General features: G+C 64.3%; 27 protein-coding genes. 13 read left to right on the top strand and 14 right to left on the bottom strand.

Features of this window, described 5'->3' with window-relative positions:
- Positions 1–485: 485 nt before the first annotated feature.
- Positions 486–1,322 carry an ArdC-like ssDNA-binding domain-containing protein gene (locus AB4079_RS09690; protein WP_441787083.1) on the bottom strand — a complete coding sequence of 279 codons (837 nt, stop codon included), beginning with the start codon at positions 1,320–1,322 and terminating at the stop codon, positions 486–488.
- A 533-nt stretch (positions 1,323–1,855) separates the two neighbouring features.
- Here AB4079_RS09690 and AB4079_RS09685 point away from each other — a divergent pair.
- Positions 1,856–2,158 carry a hypothetical protein gene (locus AB4079_RS09685; RefSeq protein WP_441787082.1) on the top strand — a complete coding sequence of 101 codons (303 nt, stop codon included), beginning with the start codon at positions 1,856–1,858 and terminating at the stop codon, positions 2,156–2,158.
- A gap of 59 nt (positions 2,159–2,217) precedes the next feature.
- Here AB4079_RS09685 and AB4079_RS09680 read toward each other — a convergent pair whose 3' ends face one another.
- The 4 genes from AB4079_RS09680 to AB4079_RS09665 form a co-directional block, all read right to left on the bottom strand.
- Positions 2,218–3,636 carry a ParB/RepB/Spo0J family partition protein gene (locus AB4079_RS09680; protein WP_441787081.1) on the bottom strand — a complete coding sequence of 473 codons (1,419 nt, stop codon included), beginning with the start codon at positions 3,634–3,636 and terminating at the stop codon, positions 2,218–2,220.
- 275 nt (positions 3,637–3,911) lie between these two features.
- A complete protein-coding gene (locus AB4079_RS09675; RefSeq protein WP_441787080.1) occupies positions 3,912–4,193 on the bottom strand; it encodes a hypothetical protein in 282 nt (93 codons plus the stop codon).
- Between the two features lie 414 nt (positions 4,194–4,607).
- On the bottom strand, positions 4,608–4,760 hold the full coding sequence (locus tag AB4079_RS09670; protein WP_441787079.1) for a hypothetical protein: 153 nt from the start codon (positions 4,758–4,760) through the stop codon (positions 4,608–4,610).
- 4 nt (positions 4,761–4,764) lie between these two features.
- Complete coding sequence (locus tag AB4079_RS09665) at positions 4,765–4,968, bottom strand: hypothetical protein (protein ID WP_441787078.1); 204 nt, start codon at positions 4,966–4,968, stop codon at positions 4,765–4,767.
- 146 nt (positions 4,969–5,114) lie between these two features.
- Between AB4079_RS09665 and AB4079_RS09660 the strand changes: the two genes are divergently transcribed.
- From AB4079_RS09660 to AB4079_RS09650, 3 genes are read left to right on the top strand one after another with little or no spacing between them, the layout of a single operon-like run.
- Complete coding sequence (locus AB4079_RS09660; protein WP_441787077.1) at positions 5,115–5,471, top strand: hypothetical protein; 357 nt, start codon at positions 5,115–5,117, stop codon at positions 5,469–5,471.
- A 50-nt stretch (positions 5,472–5,521) separates the two neighbouring features.
- The gene (locus AB4079_RS09655; protein WP_441787076.1) at positions 5,522–5,980 is read left to right on the top strand and encodes a hypothetical protein; all 459 of its coding nucleotides are present in this window, start codon (positions 5,522–5,524) and stop codon (positions 5,978–5,980) included.
- Positions 5,981–5,992: 12 nt separating this feature from the next.
- Positions 5,993–6,115, top strand: a complete 123-nt coding sequence (locus AB4079_RS09650; RefSeq protein ID WP_441787075.1) for a hypothetical protein — start codon at positions 5,993–5,995, stop codon at positions 6,113–6,115.
- 481 nt (positions 6,116–6,596) lie between these two features.
- On the opposite strand, the gene AB4079_RS09645 is transcribed toward AB4079_RS09650, so the two are convergent.
- Both AB4079_RS09645 and AB4079_RS09640 read right to left on the bottom strand, forming a co-directional pair.
- Positions 6,597–7,685, bottom strand: coding sequence for a hypothetical protein (locus tag AB4079_RS09645; protein ID WP_441787074.1), 1,089 nt, complete (start codon positions 7,683–7,685; stop codon positions 6,597–6,599).
- Between the two features lie 255 nt (positions 7,686–7,940).
- A complete protein-coding gene (locus tag AB4079_RS09640; RefSeq protein WP_441787073.1) occupies positions 7,941–8,414 on the bottom strand; it encodes an AAA family ATPase in 474 nt (157 codons plus the stop codon).
- 131 nt (positions 8,415–8,545) lie between these two features.
- On the opposite strand from AB4079_RS09640, the gene AB4079_RS09635 reads away from it, so the two are divergent.
- Complete coding sequence (locus AB4079_RS09635; protein ID WP_441787157.1) at positions 8,546–9,403, top strand: glycosyltransferase family A protein; 858 nt, start codon at positions 8,546–8,548, stop codon at positions 9,401–9,403.
- Positions 9,404–9,651: 248 nt separating this feature from the next.
- On the opposite strand, the gene AB4079_RS09630 is transcribed toward AB4079_RS09635, so the two are convergent.
- Complete coding sequence (locus tag AB4079_RS09630) at positions 9,652–10,524, bottom strand: NAD(P)/FAD-dependent oxidoreductase (protein WP_441787072.1); 873 nt, start codon at positions 10,522–10,524, stop codon at positions 9,652–9,654.
- Positions 10,525–10,693: 169 nt separating this feature from the next.
- On the opposite strand from AB4079_RS09630, the gene AB4079_RS09625 reads away from it, so the two are divergent.
- The 3 genes from AB4079_RS09625 to AB4079_RS09615 are packed head-to-tail and all read left to right on the top strand — an operon-like array spanning position 10,694 to position 12,229.
- Positions 10,694–10,897 carry a hypothetical protein gene (locus AB4079_RS09625; RefSeq protein WP_441787071.1) on the top strand — a complete coding sequence of 68 codons (204 nt, stop codon included), beginning with the start codon at positions 10,694–10,696 and terminating at the stop codon, positions 10,895–10,897.
- Complete coding sequence (locus AB4079_RS09620; RefSeq protein WP_441787156.1) at positions 10,818–11,648, top strand: Fic/DOC family protein; 831 nt, start codon at positions 10,818–10,820, stop codon at positions 11,646–11,648. The genes AB4079_RS09625 and AB4079_RS09620 overlap by 80 nt, the downstream gene beginning before the upstream one ends.
- Positions 11,645–12,229 (top strand): recombinase family protein, encoded by a 585-nt coding sequence (locus AB4079_RS09615; protein ID WP_441787070.1) that lies wholly within the window; start codon positions 11,645–11,647, stop codon positions 12,227–12,229. Before AB4079_RS09620 ends, AB4079_RS09615 begins: the two co-directional genes overlap by 4 nt.
- Positions 12,230–12,297: 68 nt before the next feature.
- Here AB4079_RS09615 and AB4079_RS09610 read toward each other — a convergent pair whose 3' ends face one another.
- Positions 12,298–12,660 carry a DUF7882 family protein gene (locus tag AB4079_RS09610; protein WP_441787069.1) on the bottom strand — a complete coding sequence of 121 codons (363 nt, stop codon included), beginning with the start codon at positions 12,658–12,660 and terminating at the stop codon, positions 12,298–12,300.
- Positions 12,661–12,873: 213 nt separating this feature from the next.
- On the opposite strand from AB4079_RS09610, the gene AB4079_RS09605 reads away from it, so the two are divergent.
- Positions 12,874–13,110 carry a hypothetical protein gene (locus AB4079_RS09605; protein ID WP_441787068.1) on the top strand — a complete coding sequence of 79 codons (237 nt, stop codon included), beginning with the start codon at positions 12,874–12,876 and terminating at the stop codon, positions 13,108–13,110.
- On the opposite strand, the gene AB4079_RS09600 is transcribed toward AB4079_RS09605, so the two are convergent.
- Both AB4079_RS09600 and AB4079_RS09595 read right to left on the bottom strand, forming a co-directional pair.
- Positions 13,080–13,316, bottom strand: coding sequence for a helix-turn-helix transcriptional regulator (locus AB4079_RS09600; RefSeq protein ID WP_441787067.1), 237 nt, complete (start codon positions 13,314–13,316; stop codon positions 13,080–13,082). The two genes, AB4079_RS09605 and AB4079_RS09600, sit on opposite strands and share 31 nt — an antisense overlap.
- The gene (locus AB4079_RS09595; RefSeq protein ID WP_441787066.1) at positions 13,316–13,546 is read right to left on the bottom strand and encodes a hypothetical protein; all 231 of its coding nucleotides are present in this window, start codon (positions 13,544–13,546) and stop codon (positions 13,316–13,318) included. Before AB4079_RS09595 ends, AB4079_RS09600 begins: the two co-directional genes overlap by 1 nt.
- Before the next feature lie 544 nt (positions 13,547–14,090).
- Here AB4079_RS09595 and AB4079_RS09590 point away from each other — a divergent pair.
- From AB4079_RS09590 to AB4079_RS09575, 4 genes are all read left to right on the top strand, one after another.
- The gene (locus AB4079_RS09590) at positions 14,091–14,405 is read left to right on the top strand and encodes a hypothetical protein (RefSeq protein ID WP_441787065.1); all 315 of its coding nucleotides are present in this window, start codon (positions 14,091–14,093) and stop codon (positions 14,403–14,405) included.
- A 50-nt stretch (positions 14,406–14,455) separates the two neighbouring features.
- Positions 14,456–14,776, top strand: a complete 321-nt coding sequence (locus AB4079_RS09585) for a hypothetical protein (protein WP_441787064.1) — start codon at positions 14,456–14,458, stop codon at positions 14,774–14,776.
- A 98-nt stretch (positions 14,777–14,874) separates the two neighbouring features.
- On the top strand, positions 14,875–15,021 hold the full coding sequence (locus AB4079_RS09580; RefSeq protein ID WP_441787063.1) for a hypothetical protein: 147 nt from the start codon (positions 14,875–14,877) through the stop codon (positions 15,019–15,021).
- 47 nt (positions 15,022–15,068) lie between these two features.
- The gene (locus tag AB4079_RS09575) at positions 15,069–15,281 is read left to right on the top strand and encodes a hypothetical protein (protein WP_441787062.1); all 213 of its coding nucleotides are present in this window, start codon (positions 15,069–15,071) and stop codon (positions 15,279–15,281) included.
- A 374-nt stretch (positions 15,282–15,655) separates the two neighbouring features.
- Here the strand turns inward: AB4079_RS09575 and AB4079_RS09570 are convergent, their stop codons facing one another.
- The 3 genes from AB4079_RS09570 to AB4079_RS09560 form a co-directional block, all read right to left on the bottom strand.
- Entirely contained in the window at positions 15,656–16,330 is a 675-nt protein-coding gene (locus AB4079_RS09570; RefSeq protein ID WP_441787061.1) for an SDR family NAD(P)-dependent oxidoreductase, read from the bottom strand.
- A gap of 65 nt (positions 16,331–16,395) precedes the next feature.
- Positions 16,396–17,415 carry a zinc-dependent alcohol dehydrogenase gene (locus AB4079_RS09565; RefSeq protein WP_441787060.1) on the bottom strand — a complete coding sequence of 340 codons (1,020 nt, stop codon included), beginning with the start codon at positions 17,413–17,415 and terminating at the stop codon, positions 16,396–16,398.
- Positions 17,412–18,272 carry a fumarylacetoacetate hydrolase family protein gene (locus tag AB4079_RS09560; protein WP_441787059.1) on the bottom strand — a complete coding sequence of 287 codons (861 nt, stop codon included), beginning with the start codon at positions 18,270–18,272 and terminating at the stop codon, positions 17,412–17,414. Before AB4079_RS09560 ends, AB4079_RS09565 begins: the two co-directional genes overlap by 4 nt.
- Between the last annotated feature and the right edge of the window lie 5 nt (positions 18,273–18,277).

The following is an 18,277-nucleotide window of genomic DNA, read 5'->3' as shown; positions in this document are numbered from 1 at the left end:
GCCCACAACCGCTGTCATCGAGCATCGATACAGGTGGTCGCACGACCGCCGTAGTACGCAGATTTGAGGGGCGCCAGACGGCCACGCCGGCCTCGGTGTAGCTGGTGTGATGTCTAGACATGACAAGGACGCCTGATTCCCGGGCGTGTTACGTGTCAGGACAGCGGTGACACTTCTGCATCAATAGATCGGTGACCATACCGCGGGGTTTGGTGGTAACACCCCCCTCATTGAGGCATGAGTGCACTCGAGCCTATTGATCCTCGTGTCCGTCTGGCGATCACCCATTGGCCGCCGGACGCACCGCGAGGGGCGGTGAGCACGTTCTGCGCTGAGCAGGGATCTCTCGGAAACCTGCTATGCGATCCGTCAACGGGCGATTCACGAGTTTTTCCGTTGACTTCATCCAAACCCACTGAGGTGTCGGCGGTCGGACCAGAGTTCAAATCCCAAGTGCCAGCCCGACCTGAGCGGGGTGGTCGGGGTCACGACGTGATGACGTCAGCTATCGCTTGGGTGGCGTTGAGAACGCGCGAGGCTGTTTCTCGGATGAGGTCGACGTCTTGGTGGGCCCATCCGGTGATGTAGCCGATGCTGTAGGCGCTGGTGTCGAAGCCACATAACCCGGCGACGATGTAGGCGACGGATTCGGCTTCCACTTCCATCCGCCCACGGTGCTGCCGGTACTCGTCGAGGTTGTCTGTGTGGCCGAGCTGAATGTGCGCGGCCTCGTGGATGAGGGTCTTCGCGGCCTGCTCGGGGGCGAGGTTCCGGCCGAGGACGACGGTACGCCGGTCGGGGTCGGTGTAACCGTTGGCATGCGCGAGGGTTTCTTGTGTGACGCTCCATCCGTTGCCCCCGAGGTGGGCAGTTAGCGGGTCGAGCACTCCGTGATCGTGGTCGCCGGTGAGCGCTTGGACGGGGTTCTCTTGCGTCGGTACACCCTCGATCGGGTCTGTCTGTGAGATGTCGAACACGGACAGAACAGGGAAGTAGTGCACGGTGCGTTCTTCCTGCTCGGTCGAGTTCTCCGCGTCCGTTCGGGTCGTTTTCTTGGTGCTGTAGCCGAAGATCTTGATTGAGGTTTCTCCTTTGCGTACTTGGCGGCCTTTGGCCTGCCATTGGCGGAACCCGGCGACCATGGTGGCATCCGGGTTCTGGGCGAGGATCAGGAGGAGGTTGTTCAGGCTGTAGCTGTGGAAGGAGCGGGCGAAGTCCAGGAATTTCCGCCATTGCCCGCTGTCCGCGAGCTGTTGCACTTGGTCGATGATCGACGCGTGCAATGCTTCGGCTTGAGCGTTCCGTTGTTCGACGCTGTGCATGGTGTTCGTGTCGTTCATGTTTTTGCTCCCATCGTGGTCAACCTGTTTTGTGTGGGTTGTTCGATAGAGGGAGTCGGTGGGAGCGGGAGCGCCGGGAGTGCCAGCCGCTCTCTGGCGAGATAAGCCCGGAGGGCGCGTCAGAGAGCGGCTGGAACGGCAAGGTGCGTCAGCGACCTACGATGAACGGTCGGACAGCCCACACCCTGGGCGGAATAGGGCGGCCAGCGCAGCAGGTCCACGCCAGAGCATTCGAGGTTCGGTCGCCAGATCGGCGCAGTCCCGGGGCTGATCTCGTCGTGTGCCGCTGTGCGTGGAGCCGCCTGCGGCGGCACTGCACTTGCTTGTTTTGTTTGTCTTTCCGTCGGCCGATCGTAGCTCGTTCCCGGTTCTTCGTGCCGGGCTTTCGCGGCATATCCTCACTCGCTTCGCTCCCTCCGGTATTCCACGGTCCCGGCACTACGCCCCTCCCACTCGCAATCGATCTCTCCGCCGGAAGGCAAACAAAAACTGTCGACACAGGGGAGTGAATGATCATGCGGGTATTCATCATCGACACCACAAACATGGGTCCGGAACTGCAAGGCGGACTCATCGGCGTGGTTGGTTCGGTCTTTCCGTCCGCGGAGGAGAAGAAGGAGTGCGTGGAAACGGTCAGCCGATACGCCACCGACGGGTGGGCGATCGCCGCCGACCCGCACACCCCGATCGGCCGGCTCGCCGCGCTCACTGCTGAGACGGCGTGTGTGCCGTTCGTCGGGTTGGGCCGAGTGGCCCAGCTCGGTGGCCCGGTCGTCGGTGCAACGTCGGCAGGTCTGTCGCAGCGTCAGCTTCTCTGACCCCTGTTGCAGGTGGGGCAACGAGGGGCTCGCCCTCCGTGGCGGGCCCCTCGCGTTGCTTACCGCTGGTCCTCGTTCTCGTTCGTCGGCTCAGACTCGGCGTCGTCCGCTCCGGCGGTCGTGTTCCTTTGGGTCGTGCCGGTCACGATCATTTCGACGTCGCTGAGGCTGTATCCCCAGGCGGCGAGTTGAGTGAGGTAGGCGGCGTCGCTGGTGGTGGGGTACCGCCAGGACTGTTTGCTGGTGACGGATTCGCAGGCTCCGAGCACCACCGCGAGGGCAACGTGCAGCGCTTTGGACGGTGATCCCTGCACCAGCGCGGTGAGTTTGTCGGCCTGAAAGTAACCGGAGGTCTCGATGCCGAGCAGTTGGTGGGCGAGTTCGTTGCCGTCCCTTGTGGCGGTGCTGATCGCTTGCCGGTGGAGGGTGAGTCCGGTCGCGATCACTACTGCAGTGTCCTTGGGCAGGGTCTTGCGGGAGAGGAGGGTGGTGAGCCATTCGCGGCGCACGGTCTCGGCGGAGGCCCAGGCCTTGTTGTTGGCGATCAGGGTGCGCCGCTCCGCCCTCTGCTCATCTGTCATCGGCCCCTTGTTGCTGGAACCGCCGTTGTCGTAACGGTGGAACCCGGCAGCTGTTGGGTCGCTAACGAAGTAGCTGATGCTGGGTTCCCCGTCGGTGTAGACGCGGACGTACGCTGCACGGCCCTCCACAGCTTTGATGAGATCCACGGTGACCCGTTCACCATCGGCGCTGAGGAGTTCGCTGAGCCGGATGTACTGGGTGTCGTAGTAGCCGGGATCGTTCTCGAGGATCTCGTACCCACGAGCGCTGAGTTCGGCTTCCGCAATGGCTTTGATGGTGTTCCGGGTTTTTTCGTCGCGTGCCCGCTGGGCCGCGTGCGCGAACTGCGCCGGGTCTGTCGTGGCGACCTGGATCAGGTCGGCGCGGGCCGTGTCGTCGTCCTCGAACTCGATCAGCACAGCTGCTTGATCCAAGCTGAGCGCGTGTTCCTGAATCGCGGTTGCCGCGGTGGTGTTTCCGGTGACAGCAAGTGCAGTTTTGACCTCCCGGGTCTTGGTGCCGGTGCGGCGGGCGATCGCGGTGACAGAAAGTCCTTCGAACGCGAGCTGCTGGAACGCGGCGGCACGGTCGGCATCACTGAGGGCTTCGCGTTGATCGTTCTCGACCATCTGCTGGACGATCCGCTCCGCCGTCACATCATCCGCCTCGACCAGGTAGACCGGGATCGTGGGAAGTCCGGCTTCGCGGGCGGCGTAGACGCGCCGCTGTCCGGCCCGCACGAGGACGGTGCCGTCGCTGCCACGTCTAGCGAGGACTGGGGTGAGAACTCCATTCTCTCTGATGCTTTGGACGAAGGCGGGGGTGATGGGGGCGGTGGGTCGAACGTTGTCCTCGATGACGAGGGTGTGCGGGTCGTGGTGCTCGATGACCCCGGTGGGGGCGGTCGTGTCGTTCATGGTTGTGATCCCTTCAACTGTTCTTGTTCGCCTGTCTGGCAAGGGGATCGAGGGTGAGCGGGAGCGGGCGAAGTGCCGGGTCGGTGGAATACCGGAGGGAGCGCAGCGAGGGAGGATATGCCGCGAAAGCCCGGCACGGCAGCCCACGACAAGCGAACTACGATCGACTGGTCAGGCAGACGGACACCAAGAAACGGCGGCCGCTCGCGGCTCCATCAGTCGCTGGCAACACGCAGGTTTCCCGGGCAGATGATGCCCGGGAATGACGGCGTCGCCTATTGGCAGTTGTCGCATTGCAGGTCCTCCATCGGATCGACGGGGACCAGGTACTCGAGGGGGTCGCCGAGGTAGTGAGCGTCCCCGACTTCGTCGTCCCTGGCGTGTTCTTGGATCCAGGTGTCCGCTATCGCCGGTTCCCCGAGTGCTCGGAGGAGATCGGCGAGGGCTTCAACTTCGATGCAACTCAGTCGGGGGCCGAGATCTATGGCGAGGTCCGTGCTGCCGAAAACGGCGGTGAAGTGGGTGATGGTGTTGCTGTCGGTGATGAGGGTGCTCATGATCCTGTTCCTTCCTGGTGTTGCCTTCGGTGTGAAGGCAGAAGGCCTCGATCAGGGAGGAGCGACGAAGTGCCACCCGCAGGGCGGCGCAGCCGGCCCCGGCAGGGGCTTGCGCGCAGAAGGTCCGCCCGTAGAATCGTCGCCGGCTTCACGGTGAAGGCAACCATTGAGGTGGACGGTGAGCAGACTCAGATCCGGCGGCGAGTTCTCGTGTTCTGGGGACGGCACGAGGAGCCTGTGCCGGTTAGCGCCTCACTTTCTGTGTACGAAATTGCCGGCAACGCAGATGTAGACCGGAGCTCTTGCCCTTTCGGGGACGTACCGGATCAGCACGAGGCCGCCGGTGGTCCAGGCCAGCGCTTCAGCGTCGACCAGCTGAACGTCGGTGTAGGCGACCTGGACCGGCACGTGAGCCTAGACCGGGATTGGCTGGGGCTCGTCTCGGCGGCGGCCGCTCGCGCGCACCATCTCGTCAGGAAGGCTGATCGGCCGCGGCTGCCGCTCTGCAGCCTTGGCTATCTCCGCCAGCGCCGCCGAATAGACGTCGTAGCGCTTGTTCGTGCCCACGAGCTCAGGCCAGCTCGACGTCGACCAGGATCCAGCCGACGTCGTGGCGCTGCAGCTGGAACACACGCAAGTCCGCAGGATCTTGTTCGCTGCGACCGGTCACGGACCAGCCGACCAGGTGCTCGGCGGGGTGCGTAAGCGCGTCGTGAGCGACGGCCGTGCGGAGTGCTTCGGCGGTGACAGCTCGGTAGCGGCGGCCTGCCCACACCAGGCGGACCGGGGCCCCTGCTCCATCCAGAGGTGCACAATTTCTGCGGCGGGCGCCATGCTCATGACCAGGACCTCCAGATGCTCACTGTCACCCCATTGCACCACAATTCGAAGATATGTTCGAGTGTGTAGGAGGTTGGAAACGTGAAAACGCTGCACGCGGGGGAGAGGGTCTGGCTAGTCCTCAACGACCGCGCGAACCGTATCGAGTTCCAGATCGAGTACGCGCCGGCCACCCGCTCGGACACGCACGAAACACTGATGATGTACCGCGTCGACCACTGGGTGCTAAAGCGCAGCCACCGGTGGCCGCTGGGCTACTACGACGAGCTGCGGCAAGCGCTCGACGCGTGCGCACTCGCGCTCGGGATGCCGAACTTCGTGACGCCGGCGACTGCTCCGGATGGCACGATCATCAGCCCGGAAGAGCAGCGCGAACGATGGCGGGCCGGCCTCGACCCCCGCACCGGCCGCGGCCGCAATGACCTCTCAGTCGCCTAATTGGCGCGTGTGGGCGCCGGTCCATGTCGCGGCGGAGGCACCCTCGCGGCATGGCGGATACCAGCACAGCGATCATTCTCGGGGCAGCGATAAGCTCCTCGGTCGCACTTGCTGGTGTCGTCGGCACGGTTATCGCGGGAGCGCGGCAGCAGCGCAAGACGCTCGAATTCAGCGCAACTCAAGCACGGTTGGGGCGGGAAGCCGACCGGCGACGCGACCAGCATGCAGCCGCCCAAGTGCGCTACCAGCGCGTCAGGGCGATTCTGGACGCCCACGTTTCTCTGGCTCGCGAAATCCGGTCATCGACGAGTGCGTGGCAGATCGTCGTGGGTTCGCAGACCGTTCAAGATCGGATCCGTCGGATTATCGAGCGGGTGGGTGCCGTCTGGGAGGTGACCGAGAAACGACGGGGCGACTTCGAACTAGAGCCGGGTCTCGACGACCTGAGGGAGACCTTTAGCCGGTTGACCGGCGCGTACAACGTCTTCACGAATGTGGCGGTTTCGTAGATCGAGGGTTGGGTGAAGATCGCTGCCGATAAGACGGTGGAAATCCATGAAGCGGCTGATCAGTTCATCGAGGATGCCCGCGCCCATGTGGCGCGTCTCGACGCGGAACAGCACCTCGGCACTGACGAGAGTTGACTCGCCCGGCCCGTGGTCGTGTCACGAGTACCCTGACCGACATGCAAGACGGTCCGGAAGAGGCAGAGGGAACCTACGAGCACGCTGGCCACAGCTACCGACTCCGTGAGGAGGAGAGCGAGAAGTGGCGGGTCTTCGACGGCGACCGGTATCTCGGCGTCCTGATCGCTGTGCGCGGACGGACCGCAAACCGTAGTCAACAGCAACTGGCTCGCGACATTTGTTTGGCTCGCAAGCTCAGGTGCGGCCATCTTTGGCATGGTCTTGCTGCTCAAGCCGGCCGGGCCGAGCCGGGCCCCCATCGCCGCCCCGTAGAGGATCCCCTAATGGACAGCGCTTGAAGCTGTCGGCGGTTCGGTGCACACTCGACCTACCGCGGCCGGCGGCCCCCTCGCTGGCCGCGCCGGTCCATCCCCCGGACCGGAGGATGTGGCCGGCAGCTTCCCCCAGCTCGCCGGCCACAACGGCGCGCCAGCTGCCCTCATCCTCCCCGCAGAGACATGCGAATGACCCCATCGCGTTCATAGAGCCCCGCTTCTCGTGGTGTGGTGTTCACGCCGAAGATCATCCGAGGGCACCAGCCGGCCGCGAGAGCGCGCATATCAAACAGGACGGGAAGTAGCGTCGTCGTGTCTTGCGTCGGTAAGGGGTTCGATTGAACGTATGCGGCGAGACGGTGCCAGTGAAACTCGTTGGCCCGGCGTTCCGCGGAAGTGAAGCCCCATCCCTCCACAAGGGGTCGATGGTCTTCCAACGCCCCGATGCTGTCCACCACAGACGCCACCGATTCAAGGTCTCTGCCCACGACGAACTGGCGCGCGGCCGCAGCGATCGCTTCCTTAAGGCCGTCAAACGTCGAAGCATCGGGATACACGTGCTCAATCTGCGCGAACCAGTCTTCCCCCGACCATGTGAGAACGTCCCGCCATACCGCCGGGAAGATCCCTACCCCGACTGTCGATGACAGAGGAACGATCCACCCGACCTGGCCGGTCACGAGGTCGGCAGTTCCCGTCAACCCCAGGTCGTTGGTCAAGAACTGCAACGGCGGGGTGACGTGGCACACAACCCATCGGGCGCAGGTCACGAGAGCGAGCACACGCTGGAGCTCAATGATCCTCGAGCCGTTGGCTCCAGCCGCAGCAAGCTTGAATCCCTCCGACGTTTCGTCTGGTGCACCATCTCCTTCGCGAAGGGTCTCTCGTCCCCACGCATCCTGAAACCGCTTCATGTAGCGGTCCTCCCATTCGTGCCCGCGCACGAAGAGAGTCGCTACGTAAGGTACAAGTGTCCGAAGCCACACATTGGCCGGCAGTGGACCGCCGAGTTCGAGCTGCCGAATCGCGGCCGGAAGGTTCTGTTCGATATCGGTCCAGGTCTCGTCGACCCACCTGTCGACAGAGCCCGAGGCGCCATAGAGGTTGGGGACGTAGCCGACATTCTCCGCTCTTGTCATGAAGGCGTCGCCCTCCCTCCGCTGAACGGCGACGCGACGCTGTCTCAGCCGCCCGGAACTATCCGCCGAGAACTCGCCAAGAACCGCGGCCGGGATGAAGTGATCCTTTGGCATTCGCGCCCCCTCGTGCAATGCGACCCACAGTTACGCCGAACGATAGCCCGGCTGTATGGCCTCTGCACGCGTTGGCCTCATCGATCCGAGAACCGGATTCCAGATCGACCCCGGGGAAGCGGTCCTTCGGGTACTGGAACGTCGAGCCACACGGTTGTGTTCTGATACCTCTCGATCACCCCGCCGCAACGCATCAAGACGTCATCGGCGCATGGGACCACCCTGTTGCAATGACCGCCAGAATCCGCCGTTCGGCTAACGGGACTCCTCGCCGATGACAGTTAGCGGGCCTTCGTCGCCTGTAGGCGGCTCGAAGTGATCAAAGTAGGCGGCGGCGAGATCGTCGGGCAGTGCGTAGTCGTCGCCGTGTTCGAGCCCGCGGGTCCTCATCCGTTCGAGTGCAATGGCACGAGGAGTGGCCAGGTACACCGTTTCGGGCACCACCCCCCACGGTCGCAGCAGCTCCCGGTACTCCATTCGAGCGCGCCGCGACCAGAACGAGAAATCGAGCACGACATCAACGCCGCCTTGCACAAGGTCAAGAAGACGGGCTCGAAGCTCAGCCTCGATCTCTGCGTGAAGCTCTGGTGGTAACGGCATTGAGCGGATTCCTCGACGCCACGCTTCCTGGTCGAAGGAGAGGCGGGTCATGCCATCGGCCTCGAGCTGCCGGGCCACGGTTGACTTACCGGCTCCCGCTGGCCCGCACATCAGAACGACCTTGCTCATGGACCGACCCTAGCTCCGTACTGTCACGAGCCACGCCCCGGAAGCCCATCGGCAACTGGGACCGCTGTTGCTGTGCAGGAGGGGCCCTGCCGTAGCATGGCGCGCGACGTGGGAGCGGGGGTGGCGAGGTGATGGGAAGCGACGTCGGGGTGGTGGTGACGACGTTCAATCAGGGCAGGCAGACCCTGGACACGGTGGAATCAGTGCTCGCGCAGACCCGTCAGGCATCGGTTGTCGTCGTCGTCGATGATGGTTCCTCGGACGAGGACACGCGTCGCGCGCTTGAGGAGTTGCCATCCGGGGTGGTGCTGATCGGCCAGAGCAACGCTGGCGTCGCGGCGGCCCGAAACCGAGGCATCCATGCCTTGCGCAGCGATTTGATCGCCGTAATCGATGGGGACGATTTGTGGGAGCCGACCTTCCTTGAACAGTGCTGTGGCCTTCTGGAAGCGGACGATGACTGCGTGATTGCCTCGTCTGAGCTGCGCACGTTCGGAGTCGCCTCGCATCGCGTCCGCCCGGCTGGCGGACGACTCGTCGACTTCCTTCACCGCAACGCAAGCCCGGCGTCGGCGGTGTTCCGTCGGAGCACCTGGAGGGATGTTGGCGGATATGCGGAGTCGATGCGGAACGGGTTCGAGGATTGGGATTTCTTCCTCTCTGTTCTCGAACGCGACGGAATGGCGCGTATCGTCCCTGAGCCGCTTCTGCGATATCGCACCCACCCGGCGTCCCTGAACATGACCTCGATGCAGCACCGAGAGGAACTGTTCCGGACAATCATCGGACGGCACCGCGAAGCGTTCCAAAAGCATCTCGACGACGTCCTGGTCGCGCTGGAGCGCACGTCCATGCAGCGGCTCGCCAGGTGGGAGGCCCTGGCTGTGCGAGAGAACGACCTTGAGCGGGAAGAACCGAGCTTCGGTGACGGAGGGATGGCCTCAGCGGTTCGCATATCGACTGCCCGAGCAACGTCAGACGGGCCGTGACCATATGACTACCTGGTGGTTGCGGCCACCTCTCCCGGAATGGACCGCCGCCCGCTGAGGGATCCGCTTGGGGGCGTCGGACGCGACAACTACCGACAAACTATCGCCGCCGTTTACCGTGACAATTCACCGCCCAATCGGCGCGCGATCGCGGTTTCGGTGTCTACTGCACTCATCGGCCCAGTACATGCGATTCGCATTCAGTTGACCAAAGCCAGGAACGATGGTTTCCGGGGCACCCGCTCTGGCTAGAGTGTCCGGTCGCGAGTGATCGCCACAGCTGCGGCGATGTCCGCGGCCGCTACTAGTCCGGAGGCCATTGCGGTGATCACGGCAGCCGGTATTCGCGGATCGATTCGGCGGGCGACATCGCCGGCGGCCCAGACACCTGAGCGGCTCGTGCGCCCGAGAGGGTCTACGAGGATCCCGTTCTCGTCGGTTGTGACGCCGAGCTGCTCCGCGAGCCCCGATCTCGGGGCGGGATTCGGGGGAATGAACACGCAGGCAGCTTCCACGGCAGTGCCATCATGTAACCGGATAGTGACACCGGCGGCGGACCGGATGACTTCCTCGACCCTTTCGGGATGCAACACGGGGACGGCGTCGGTGACCCCGCGCAGCAGTCCTCCGATGTGCTCGGCGTGACCACCGGAGGAGATCACGGCGATCGGTCCTTTGGCGAATTCGTGGCCGTGGCAGTACGGGCACGGGAGGACCACATCGCCCCACATCTCGGCCAGCCCAGGGATCGGCAACAGCGTGTCCCGGACGCCGGTGGCGATCAGGAGGTGCTCAGCGACGTGCTCGTGCCCATCACCCCTGAGTGCGAAGGCCGAGTCCCACAGCGAGGCGTTCTCCACGCGCCCCTCGATGATTCGCACCCATGGATACGCCCCGAGTTCAGAACGCCCGGCGGCGCGCAGCTCCTCGGGCGCGGATCCGTCGCTCCCGAGGACGTTGCGCATTCGAGCCGAGCTCGCATTGCGGTAGCGGCCGTCATCAAACAGGACCGTCGACACGTGCATTCGACCGAGCGTTAGGGCCGCCTGTAAACCGGCCGGGCCACCGCCGACAACAGCCGCCTGAAACATCTCCATCAGGTCATCCTCCTCCGAATCCACAGACGGAATCGATCGTTTGCGAGCAGCCCGAAGATCGGTGAGGGCGGGCTGCGGAACTTCGCGGATCGCGTGTTGCCCAAAACCGTTGCCGAAACCTACTTCTGTTCAAAACACTACGTGGGGGTTTTTGAGCAGGTCTGGTAGAATGGAGAGGTCGAAAGGGGCAGCGATGAGCGTCAAGACCGCGAGCACTATCTCCGCCGCCGAGCGTGAGCTCCGCGAGCGTGTGGTGGCTGACGCCGCGCACAGCTCCGAGATGGAGGGTCTGTCCTCCACGGCCGAGTTCCGTGCGGATGCTGCAGCGTTCGTCGAGGGGGAGTTCGACGCCGACGAGCTGGTGCGTCGCACCCGCGCCCGCTACGGCCTTGCCTGAGTTCGTCGACCCGTACCTCGAGCCCGCCTCGGGCATTCTTCGCAACAACCTCGGCATCACCGATCAGCGCGCCCTCGACGACGCCGAGTCGGACCTGGTGGAAGCCCGCCGTGTCCAGATGATCATCCGGCCGGCGAAAATCACCGGGGATCTGCTCCAGCTGCAGGCGATTCACGGGCAGTTGTTCCAGGACGTGTACGACTGGGCGGGCCAGCTGCGCACCGTCGATATCCGCAAGGGCAGCGATGCCGAGGCGGAGTTCTTCATGCCGGTTTCCCGGTTGGAGTCTGGGGCGGGGTTTGCGTTCGCGGAGCTGGCGGAGGACAAGCAGCTGCGGGGCCTCGATCGTGACCGGTTCGTCGACCGGCTCGTTCACCATTACGACCAGGTGAATTACCTCCACCCGTTCCGGGAGGGTAACGGGCGGACGCAACGGATTTTCTGGACGCAGGTCGCCGCCGGTGCAGGTTACGACCTGGACTGGTCCCAGGTCACCGGCGCCCAGAACGACCAGGCATTCCGGGATGCGATGGAGCAGCGAGACTTCACCGGCCTGCACACGATGTTCGATCGGATCGTGCGGCCGTCGACGCCGCGCGGCCGGCTCACGCCGGAGCGGTTGGAGCAGCTGCGGATGTTCGCAAGCATGAGCGGCCCTGCTAGCCGGTCGCGTGGCGTCTCGTCGACGCTGGCGCGGCCGGCGCGATCGCAGACGCAGGGATACGACACCGATCTGGGGAGGGGCCGATGACCGTCGTCGGATACGCGCGCGTGTCGAAACGGGAGCAGGACCCGAAGGCGCAGGAGGCCGAGCTGAAAGCGGCCGGCGCCGAGCGCGTGTTCGTCGACCACGGCGACTCCAGCCGCGTCAAGGACCGTCCTCAGTGGGTGGCGTGCATGGACTACCTCCGTGCCGGGGATGTGCTGTTAGTGCGCCGGCTGGACCGCCTAGGAGGCACCGAGCGCATCCTGATCGAGACACTGCACGAGCTCGAGGACAAAGGCATCGATATCAAGAGCCTCACCGAACCGGTGATCGACACCACAAGCCCGATGGGCCGCGCCCTGTTCGGCATCGCCGCCGTCTTCGCGCAGCTGCGCGTCGACACCATCAGGGAGAACACCCGGCTTGGGTTGGAATACGCGCGCGCCCAGGGCCGCGTCGGCGGCCGTCCGACGGTGATGACGCCGGAGCGCATCGAGGTCGCGCGCCAGATGCGGGCTCAGACGCCTCCGGCGACGTGGGAGACGATCGCCAAAACCCTTCGCGTCGGCTCCGCCACTGTGCGCCGCGCCCTTGCACAGCCGGCCGATTCGGCGCCTTTGAAATAGGTTCCCTCCAGGCCCTGACTGTCAGTCCGAGAAACGCCCCCGCACTACGGTCGCTTGATCTCGACCGATCAGTGCCCGGCTCCGGGCGCGCCAGGCTGACTGGTAACTACACCGCTCGCGACGGCGCGCTCGGGCAGTGAGTCAGGCTCTTCTCCCAGGATCATTCCGGCACCGTCGGCTGCGGAATCCAAGAGCTGTTCCATCCAGACGCGATTAAGGTGGGGCTGGCGGGAGCCGGTGAAGCAGATGTGCAGGGGAATCCCGTTGTCCACCCATATGGTGTGCCGGCCGCTTCCCATGTCGCGGGGGCCCATCCAGCTGAGGAAGAAGTTTTCGCGACGGCGCAACTTTGTGCTGATCGCAATCTGCAGGTGAAACAGCGCGCGGTCTTCAAGCTCGTAGCTTTCGCCCGCGTAACGGAGAGTTCCCATGTCTGCCTTCCTGTGCCCCCAATGCGCTTGCATGCAGACATTAGCGCCCGGCGTATCCAGCCTGATGAGCTAAATTCGGCCGGAAGAGCTCTGCCCATCACAACGAGTCGCCGGCAATAGACGAGGACCACCAACTGGCTATCGGCTGTGCCTCCTCGGAGGTACGTTTCATGCGTCTTGAATGGAATCTCGCACGGTCACCGGAGAGCACGCATGAACGACGACGAAGGTCTGGAGGAGTTCGGTGAGCTCGCTTGCTGGCGGGATGTTCTTCTGCGTTTCCCTGGAGGGCTCACCCGGCTGTATCTGCTTCCCGAGATCGCTGGCCAACTCCCCAGGAACTTCGACCGCCCACTCAACGATGCACGAACGGCCTATGAACGGTTCGTGCGTGCTGACGGGGCCGGCGAGCTGCCGGCCTACGAGTGGACAGAGATTGTGGAGCGGTGAGCCGCCTTCCACTCGTCGACGTCGCCGCGGAGGTAGCGGACGGTTCTCTTGCCGATCGTGACGTACGCCGGCCCTCCACCCTTCTCGCGCATGCGGCGTAGTTCGTCGAGTGTCAGGCCGGTCTCGATCGAGGTCTCGTCAGGCGTGTAGGAGCGCAGCTTGGCGGGCACGGTGACGCGGTGCCGGCGGAGGTATGCGGCGCTCATCACTGGCAGCTTTCGCAGTAGAGGGCGTCCATCGGATCGACGGGCACCTGGTAGAGCTCGAGCGCCTGTTCGGTGGCGAGTCGGGCGATCAGGTCGGGCCGGTATCCGTCCCAAGTGGTCCCGTCGGCGACCGTGACCGGTGCTGCGGGGTAGGAGGCTCCGACCGCCTGCAGGGGGTAGTCGTTGGCGGCGACTGACACCAGCTCGTAGGCGATGCCGGCACCGTCCATTGCCGCTTTGGTTTGGTCGCTTGTTGCGGATCGGACTCCACGTACAAGGTGACGTTCGTGCTCATGACGCGCTCCCTCTCTCATCTGAAACCCATTTGCCTTTCGGCGCTCTTGCCGAAACAGCGCCGGGGGTGAATGAGCAAGAGACCGTGGAATACCGGAGGGAGCGCAGCGAGTGAGGATATGCCGCGAAAGCTCTTGCTCAGAGAGAAACGGTGCGTACCATCACCTAGCCGAAAGGCAACGGAGTTGCCCAACGAACAGGCCCCACCGAGCGACGCTCGGCGGGGCCTGTTCTACAAGTTGAGGAGCCGCAGGCTCACCCTTCAATGTTCTGGGCGGGTGGCGCAGCTGCAGCACGGCGCTTACGCGCGCGGGGCGCAGACTGGCCGGGGGCGCGGCCGCCAATCTCGCGCAGATTCTTCTCTGTCCACCCCGCGGCAAGGGCGGCACTCCACGCTTTATCGTGCGCGGGGCGGCATCCTTGACTGCCTGCTCCGCAGCGTCGAAGGCGTTGGTGGCAGACACGACTTAGCCTGAGCGTATGCGATGCCGAGGCTCAGATCTTCCCCACCATCTCGTCCTGATCGGTGTCGTCCTGATCGGCCTGTCTGGCTGCTCGACCCTGTTCGGGCTCTCCCCGGCCGCGACGTCCACACCGGCACCCGGCGTCGCAGCGTCCACGCCCGCGGCCGCTGCACCCGCCACGGTGGGGTTGCGTCAGGTACATTCGCCGGGAACAGTAGCGGCCGATCTGCAACTGCAGGCCGGGGAATGCCACCCGCGCGTCATCGACGGCAAAGCGGGCATCGAGCTCCCGGATTCGGCCTGCACCCCGGGCGCTATCGACCCGGCCTGACCCAGGCGAACATCGATTCCACCATCTGCCACCACGGCTACACCGCTACGGTGCGCCCACCGGCGTCCAACACCGGCCGGTTCAAGCACGAGTCGTTGCTCGAGTACGGGATGGCCTATAGCAAGACCGCGGAATACGACCACCTGGTCAGTCTCGAGCTCGGCGGCACGAACTCGGTATCGAACCTGTGGCCAGAGCCCAACGCGGCCGCCGCGAAGGGCGTGAACAATCCGAAGGACCCGGTGGAGAACGCGCTCAATCAGGCCGTGTGCACGCACAAGGTCACGCTGGCAGCCGCGCAGCAGGCGATCGCGGCAGACTGGACCACCGCCGAACGTGTTCTCGGCCTGCCGTCGTCAACGGGACGGTGACCGCGCTGGCGAACAATCCCTCCAAGTGGCGTCATATCCGTGAGACTTTCCCGTCTCTATAGGTGGGCGCGTGCCCACCGAAACGATGGGGGCAGTGGATGTGGGAGATTCTCGGGGAGGCAGCGTTCGTATTGTCGATCATTCCCATGATGGTGTGCGCCTTCCGTTGCCCGCTGGCCGTGCTCACCAACCCGGAAAAGGGTCCGGTGATGACCCACGCTGAAAAGATCTCCGTCACGGACTAATGTCGTTCTCGTCGGCTCCGGCTGGAGTGCTAGAACCGGAGCGCAGGATGCGTAACGTCACCGCCGCAACGACCTTCGACGGCCACCACTGGATGTTCATCATCCACGAGCTCGGCGCCGTTGGCCAGGCGAACCATCGCAGCGACATTCCCACCACGGTCCGCGAGGTCGCAGCGCTCTGGCTTGACGCGGACCCCAAAGCCGTCAACGTCGGACGCATCCGCTATCTTCGCCGTCACTGGTCCCGGCTAGTACCCTGACGGACATTTACAGGGCGCCTGTGCCGATCGCGAAGCACGGAGATCGCGTCGGCCGAGCTGTCAGTGCCGGCAATCACGTCCTGACGCGACGACTCAGGATGATCCAGCAGGCACGTGAGTGCGGCGCGACGTGTGGTGCTTTCCAACGCCCACAGGGCCGCATCGGCAGGCTCGAGCTGGGTCCTGTTCTTTGGGCTGAGTCAGCCGGTACGAGCAGCAGTAGACATGCCTTTAGTCACCGCAGCGCGGGCACAGCACCATGTTTTCAACGACCGTACGCCGACCCTGTGCATCGCGTACCGGCGACGCGTCTCCACACGACCAATAGCCGTAGGGCATCGATAAACAGCAAGAGCGCGCGAGCCGGAACGCAATCAGTAGGTGGCGCGCCCCCCACTGATGTCGTAGACGGCGCCCGTCGAGAAGCTGACCTCATCAGACGCCAGCCAGGCGACGAGGGCGGCGACTTCCTCAGCTTTGCCGACCCGCTTCATGGGGATGAGACTCGTGATGTGGGCGAGCACTTCAGGGGCAGTGTCATCGTTCATCGGGGTCGCGATGACCGCAGGTGCGATCGCGTTGACCAGGACACCAGATGTGGCGAGTTCCTTGCCGAGCGACTTGGTGAGTGCGATGACCGCTGCCTTCGATGCTGAGTAGATAGAGAGGTTCGGGTTTCCGTCTTTACCGGCCATGCTGGCGAAGTTCACTACTCGCCCCCAACCCCGTTCGACCATTCCTGGGGTGAAGGCGCGAATGGTTGCCACCGACCCCAGCGTGTTCACACGGAGAACGTCGGACCACTCCTGCGTGGTGGTCTCCAGCAGGGGCTTGTTTGGTCCGACAATGCCGGCGGAGTTCACCAAGATGTCGACGGGGCCGATGCTGTCGGCCGCGTCACGCAGAGCGCCCTCGTCCGTGATATCCACATGGATGTCAGCGGCTCCGGCGAGATCGATGGTGACGACATTGACCCCGTCGGAGCGAAGCCTCGCTGCACTGGCTGCGCCGAGCCCGCGGGCTCCTCCGGTAACGACTGCTGTTCTCATGAATTCGTTCCTTTCCAAGTTTGGTCTTCACCGACAGGGCCATGGCGGCCAGAGTCCGACGCGGATCAGCGAGCGTCGCGAAGCGAGACGTGCACCTTCGGACCGGCGCCGGCTCCCTCGGGCGTCTTACCTGCGAGGACGTCTGCTAGTTCGTCCAGCTCCACAACCGCGGAGACCAGCGGTTCCGGGTTGACTGAGCCGTCAGCGAAGGCGGCGATAGCCGCGTCGAGTCCTTGACTTGCGCCGAGGATTCCGACGGCAGTTACGTCCTTGAGCGCGAGCGTTCGGGTGTCGATGAGACTGGGGCTGCCTGCGAGCCCGACGTAGACGACACGCTTGCCTGGCTCGACTAGCTCAAGTGCTTTGGCCGGGAGATGCTTGGCATTAGAGGCGTCTACGACGGCGTCCCACGCGAGTTCCGGCAGGTTTTCCTCGGTCCAGACGTCCTCGAAGCCCAGGCTCCTCGCGAAGTCGAGCGATCGTGCGCTCCGACCCATGACGTGGACCTCGGCGCCCGCAGCTCTCGCAAACAGGGCAACCAGTAGTCCGATCGTGGCGGCGCCTAGCACGAGGACGCGGTCACCGGCGGAAAGGTCCGCGCCCCAGACCGACCGCAGGGCGTTGCCGGCGGGCTCGATCAGTGCTCCTGCTGCGTCGCTGACGGTGTCGGGCAGCGGGTGCAGGTACGCGGCCGGATAGGCGAGCTGCGTTGCGAGCGCTCCGGGCTTGCCGCCGCGGATGCCGAGTTCGTAGCGGTACTGGCAGACGTGGTGCCGGCCATCCAAGCATCGGTTGCAGCGGCCGCAGCCGATCATCGTGTCACCCGTGACGCGGCGTCCGATCCACCTCGGCTCCACTCCCTCCCCGACGGACGAGACGACGCCCATCCACTCGTGCCCCAGCCGGATGGGGAACATCGCGTTGCCGTCGTGAAGGTATTGCATCTCGCCGGTATAGAACTCAATGTCGGTTCCGCAGACGCCGACCCGGTGAACATCAATGACGACCTCACCAGGAGCCGCGACCGCTTCCGGGACTTCCTCGACTCCTGCATCGAAGGGACCCCTGACGACGAAAGCCTTCATCGCGGTCCGATCACGTTCTGCCGCTGTGTGCCGAGGCCATCGATGCCCAGCTCCATCACGTCGCCCGCCTGCAGCCAGACCTCGGGGCGGAAGCCCATTCCGACTCCGGGAGGGGTTCCGGTGTTGATCAGGTCGCCCGGTTCGAGAACCATGAATTGGCTGATGTAGTGGACGATGAAGTAGGGGTCAAACACCATAGTGGCGGTGCTGCCGGTCTGCCGCCGAACACCGTTCACGTCCAGCCACATGCCCAGGTCGTTGACGTCGGGGACCTCGTCGGGTGTGACCAGCCAAGGGCCGGCCGGGTTGAAAGTTTCCGCGGACTTGCCTTTGAGCCACTGTCCGCCGCGCTCCATCTGGAAAGCGCGCTCGGACACATCGTTGACCAGCGTCCAGCCGGCAATATTGTCGCGGGCATCTGCGACCGTCTCGAGGTAGCTGGTGCGCTTTCCGATGACAATGCCGAGTTCTACCTCCCAGTCCGGCTTCGTCGAGCCTCGCGGAATTCGGACATCGTCGTCGGGGCCGACCAGCGTGTTCGGCGACTTCGTGAACAGAATCGGCTCGCTGGGAACCGCTTGGCCCGTTTCCGCAGCGTGGTCGGAGTAGTTCAGGCCGACGCAGATTATCTGGTGGGGTCGGGCGATCGGAGCGCCGATGCGCTGCTTGCCGAGTGTCTCAACCTCGCACCGCTCGATGCGCTGAGCGACGATCGGGCGGATGGTCTTGATTCCGTCGTGTGCGAAGAACGCCTCGTCGTAGTCGAGGACCACATCGGAGAGATCGACATAAATGTTGTCATGGATGAGCACGGCGGGTTTTTCGGCGCCGTAGGCACCGATGCGCAGAAGTTTCATGTGAT

Origin of the sequence: Leifsonia sp. 2MCAF36, from assembly GCF_052115525.1 — a bacterium.
Lineage (GTDB): Bacteria > Actinomycetota > Actinomycetes > Actinomycetales > Microbacteriaceae > Leifsonia.
This window is presented reverse-complemented; position numbering and strand designations above follow the sequence as displayed.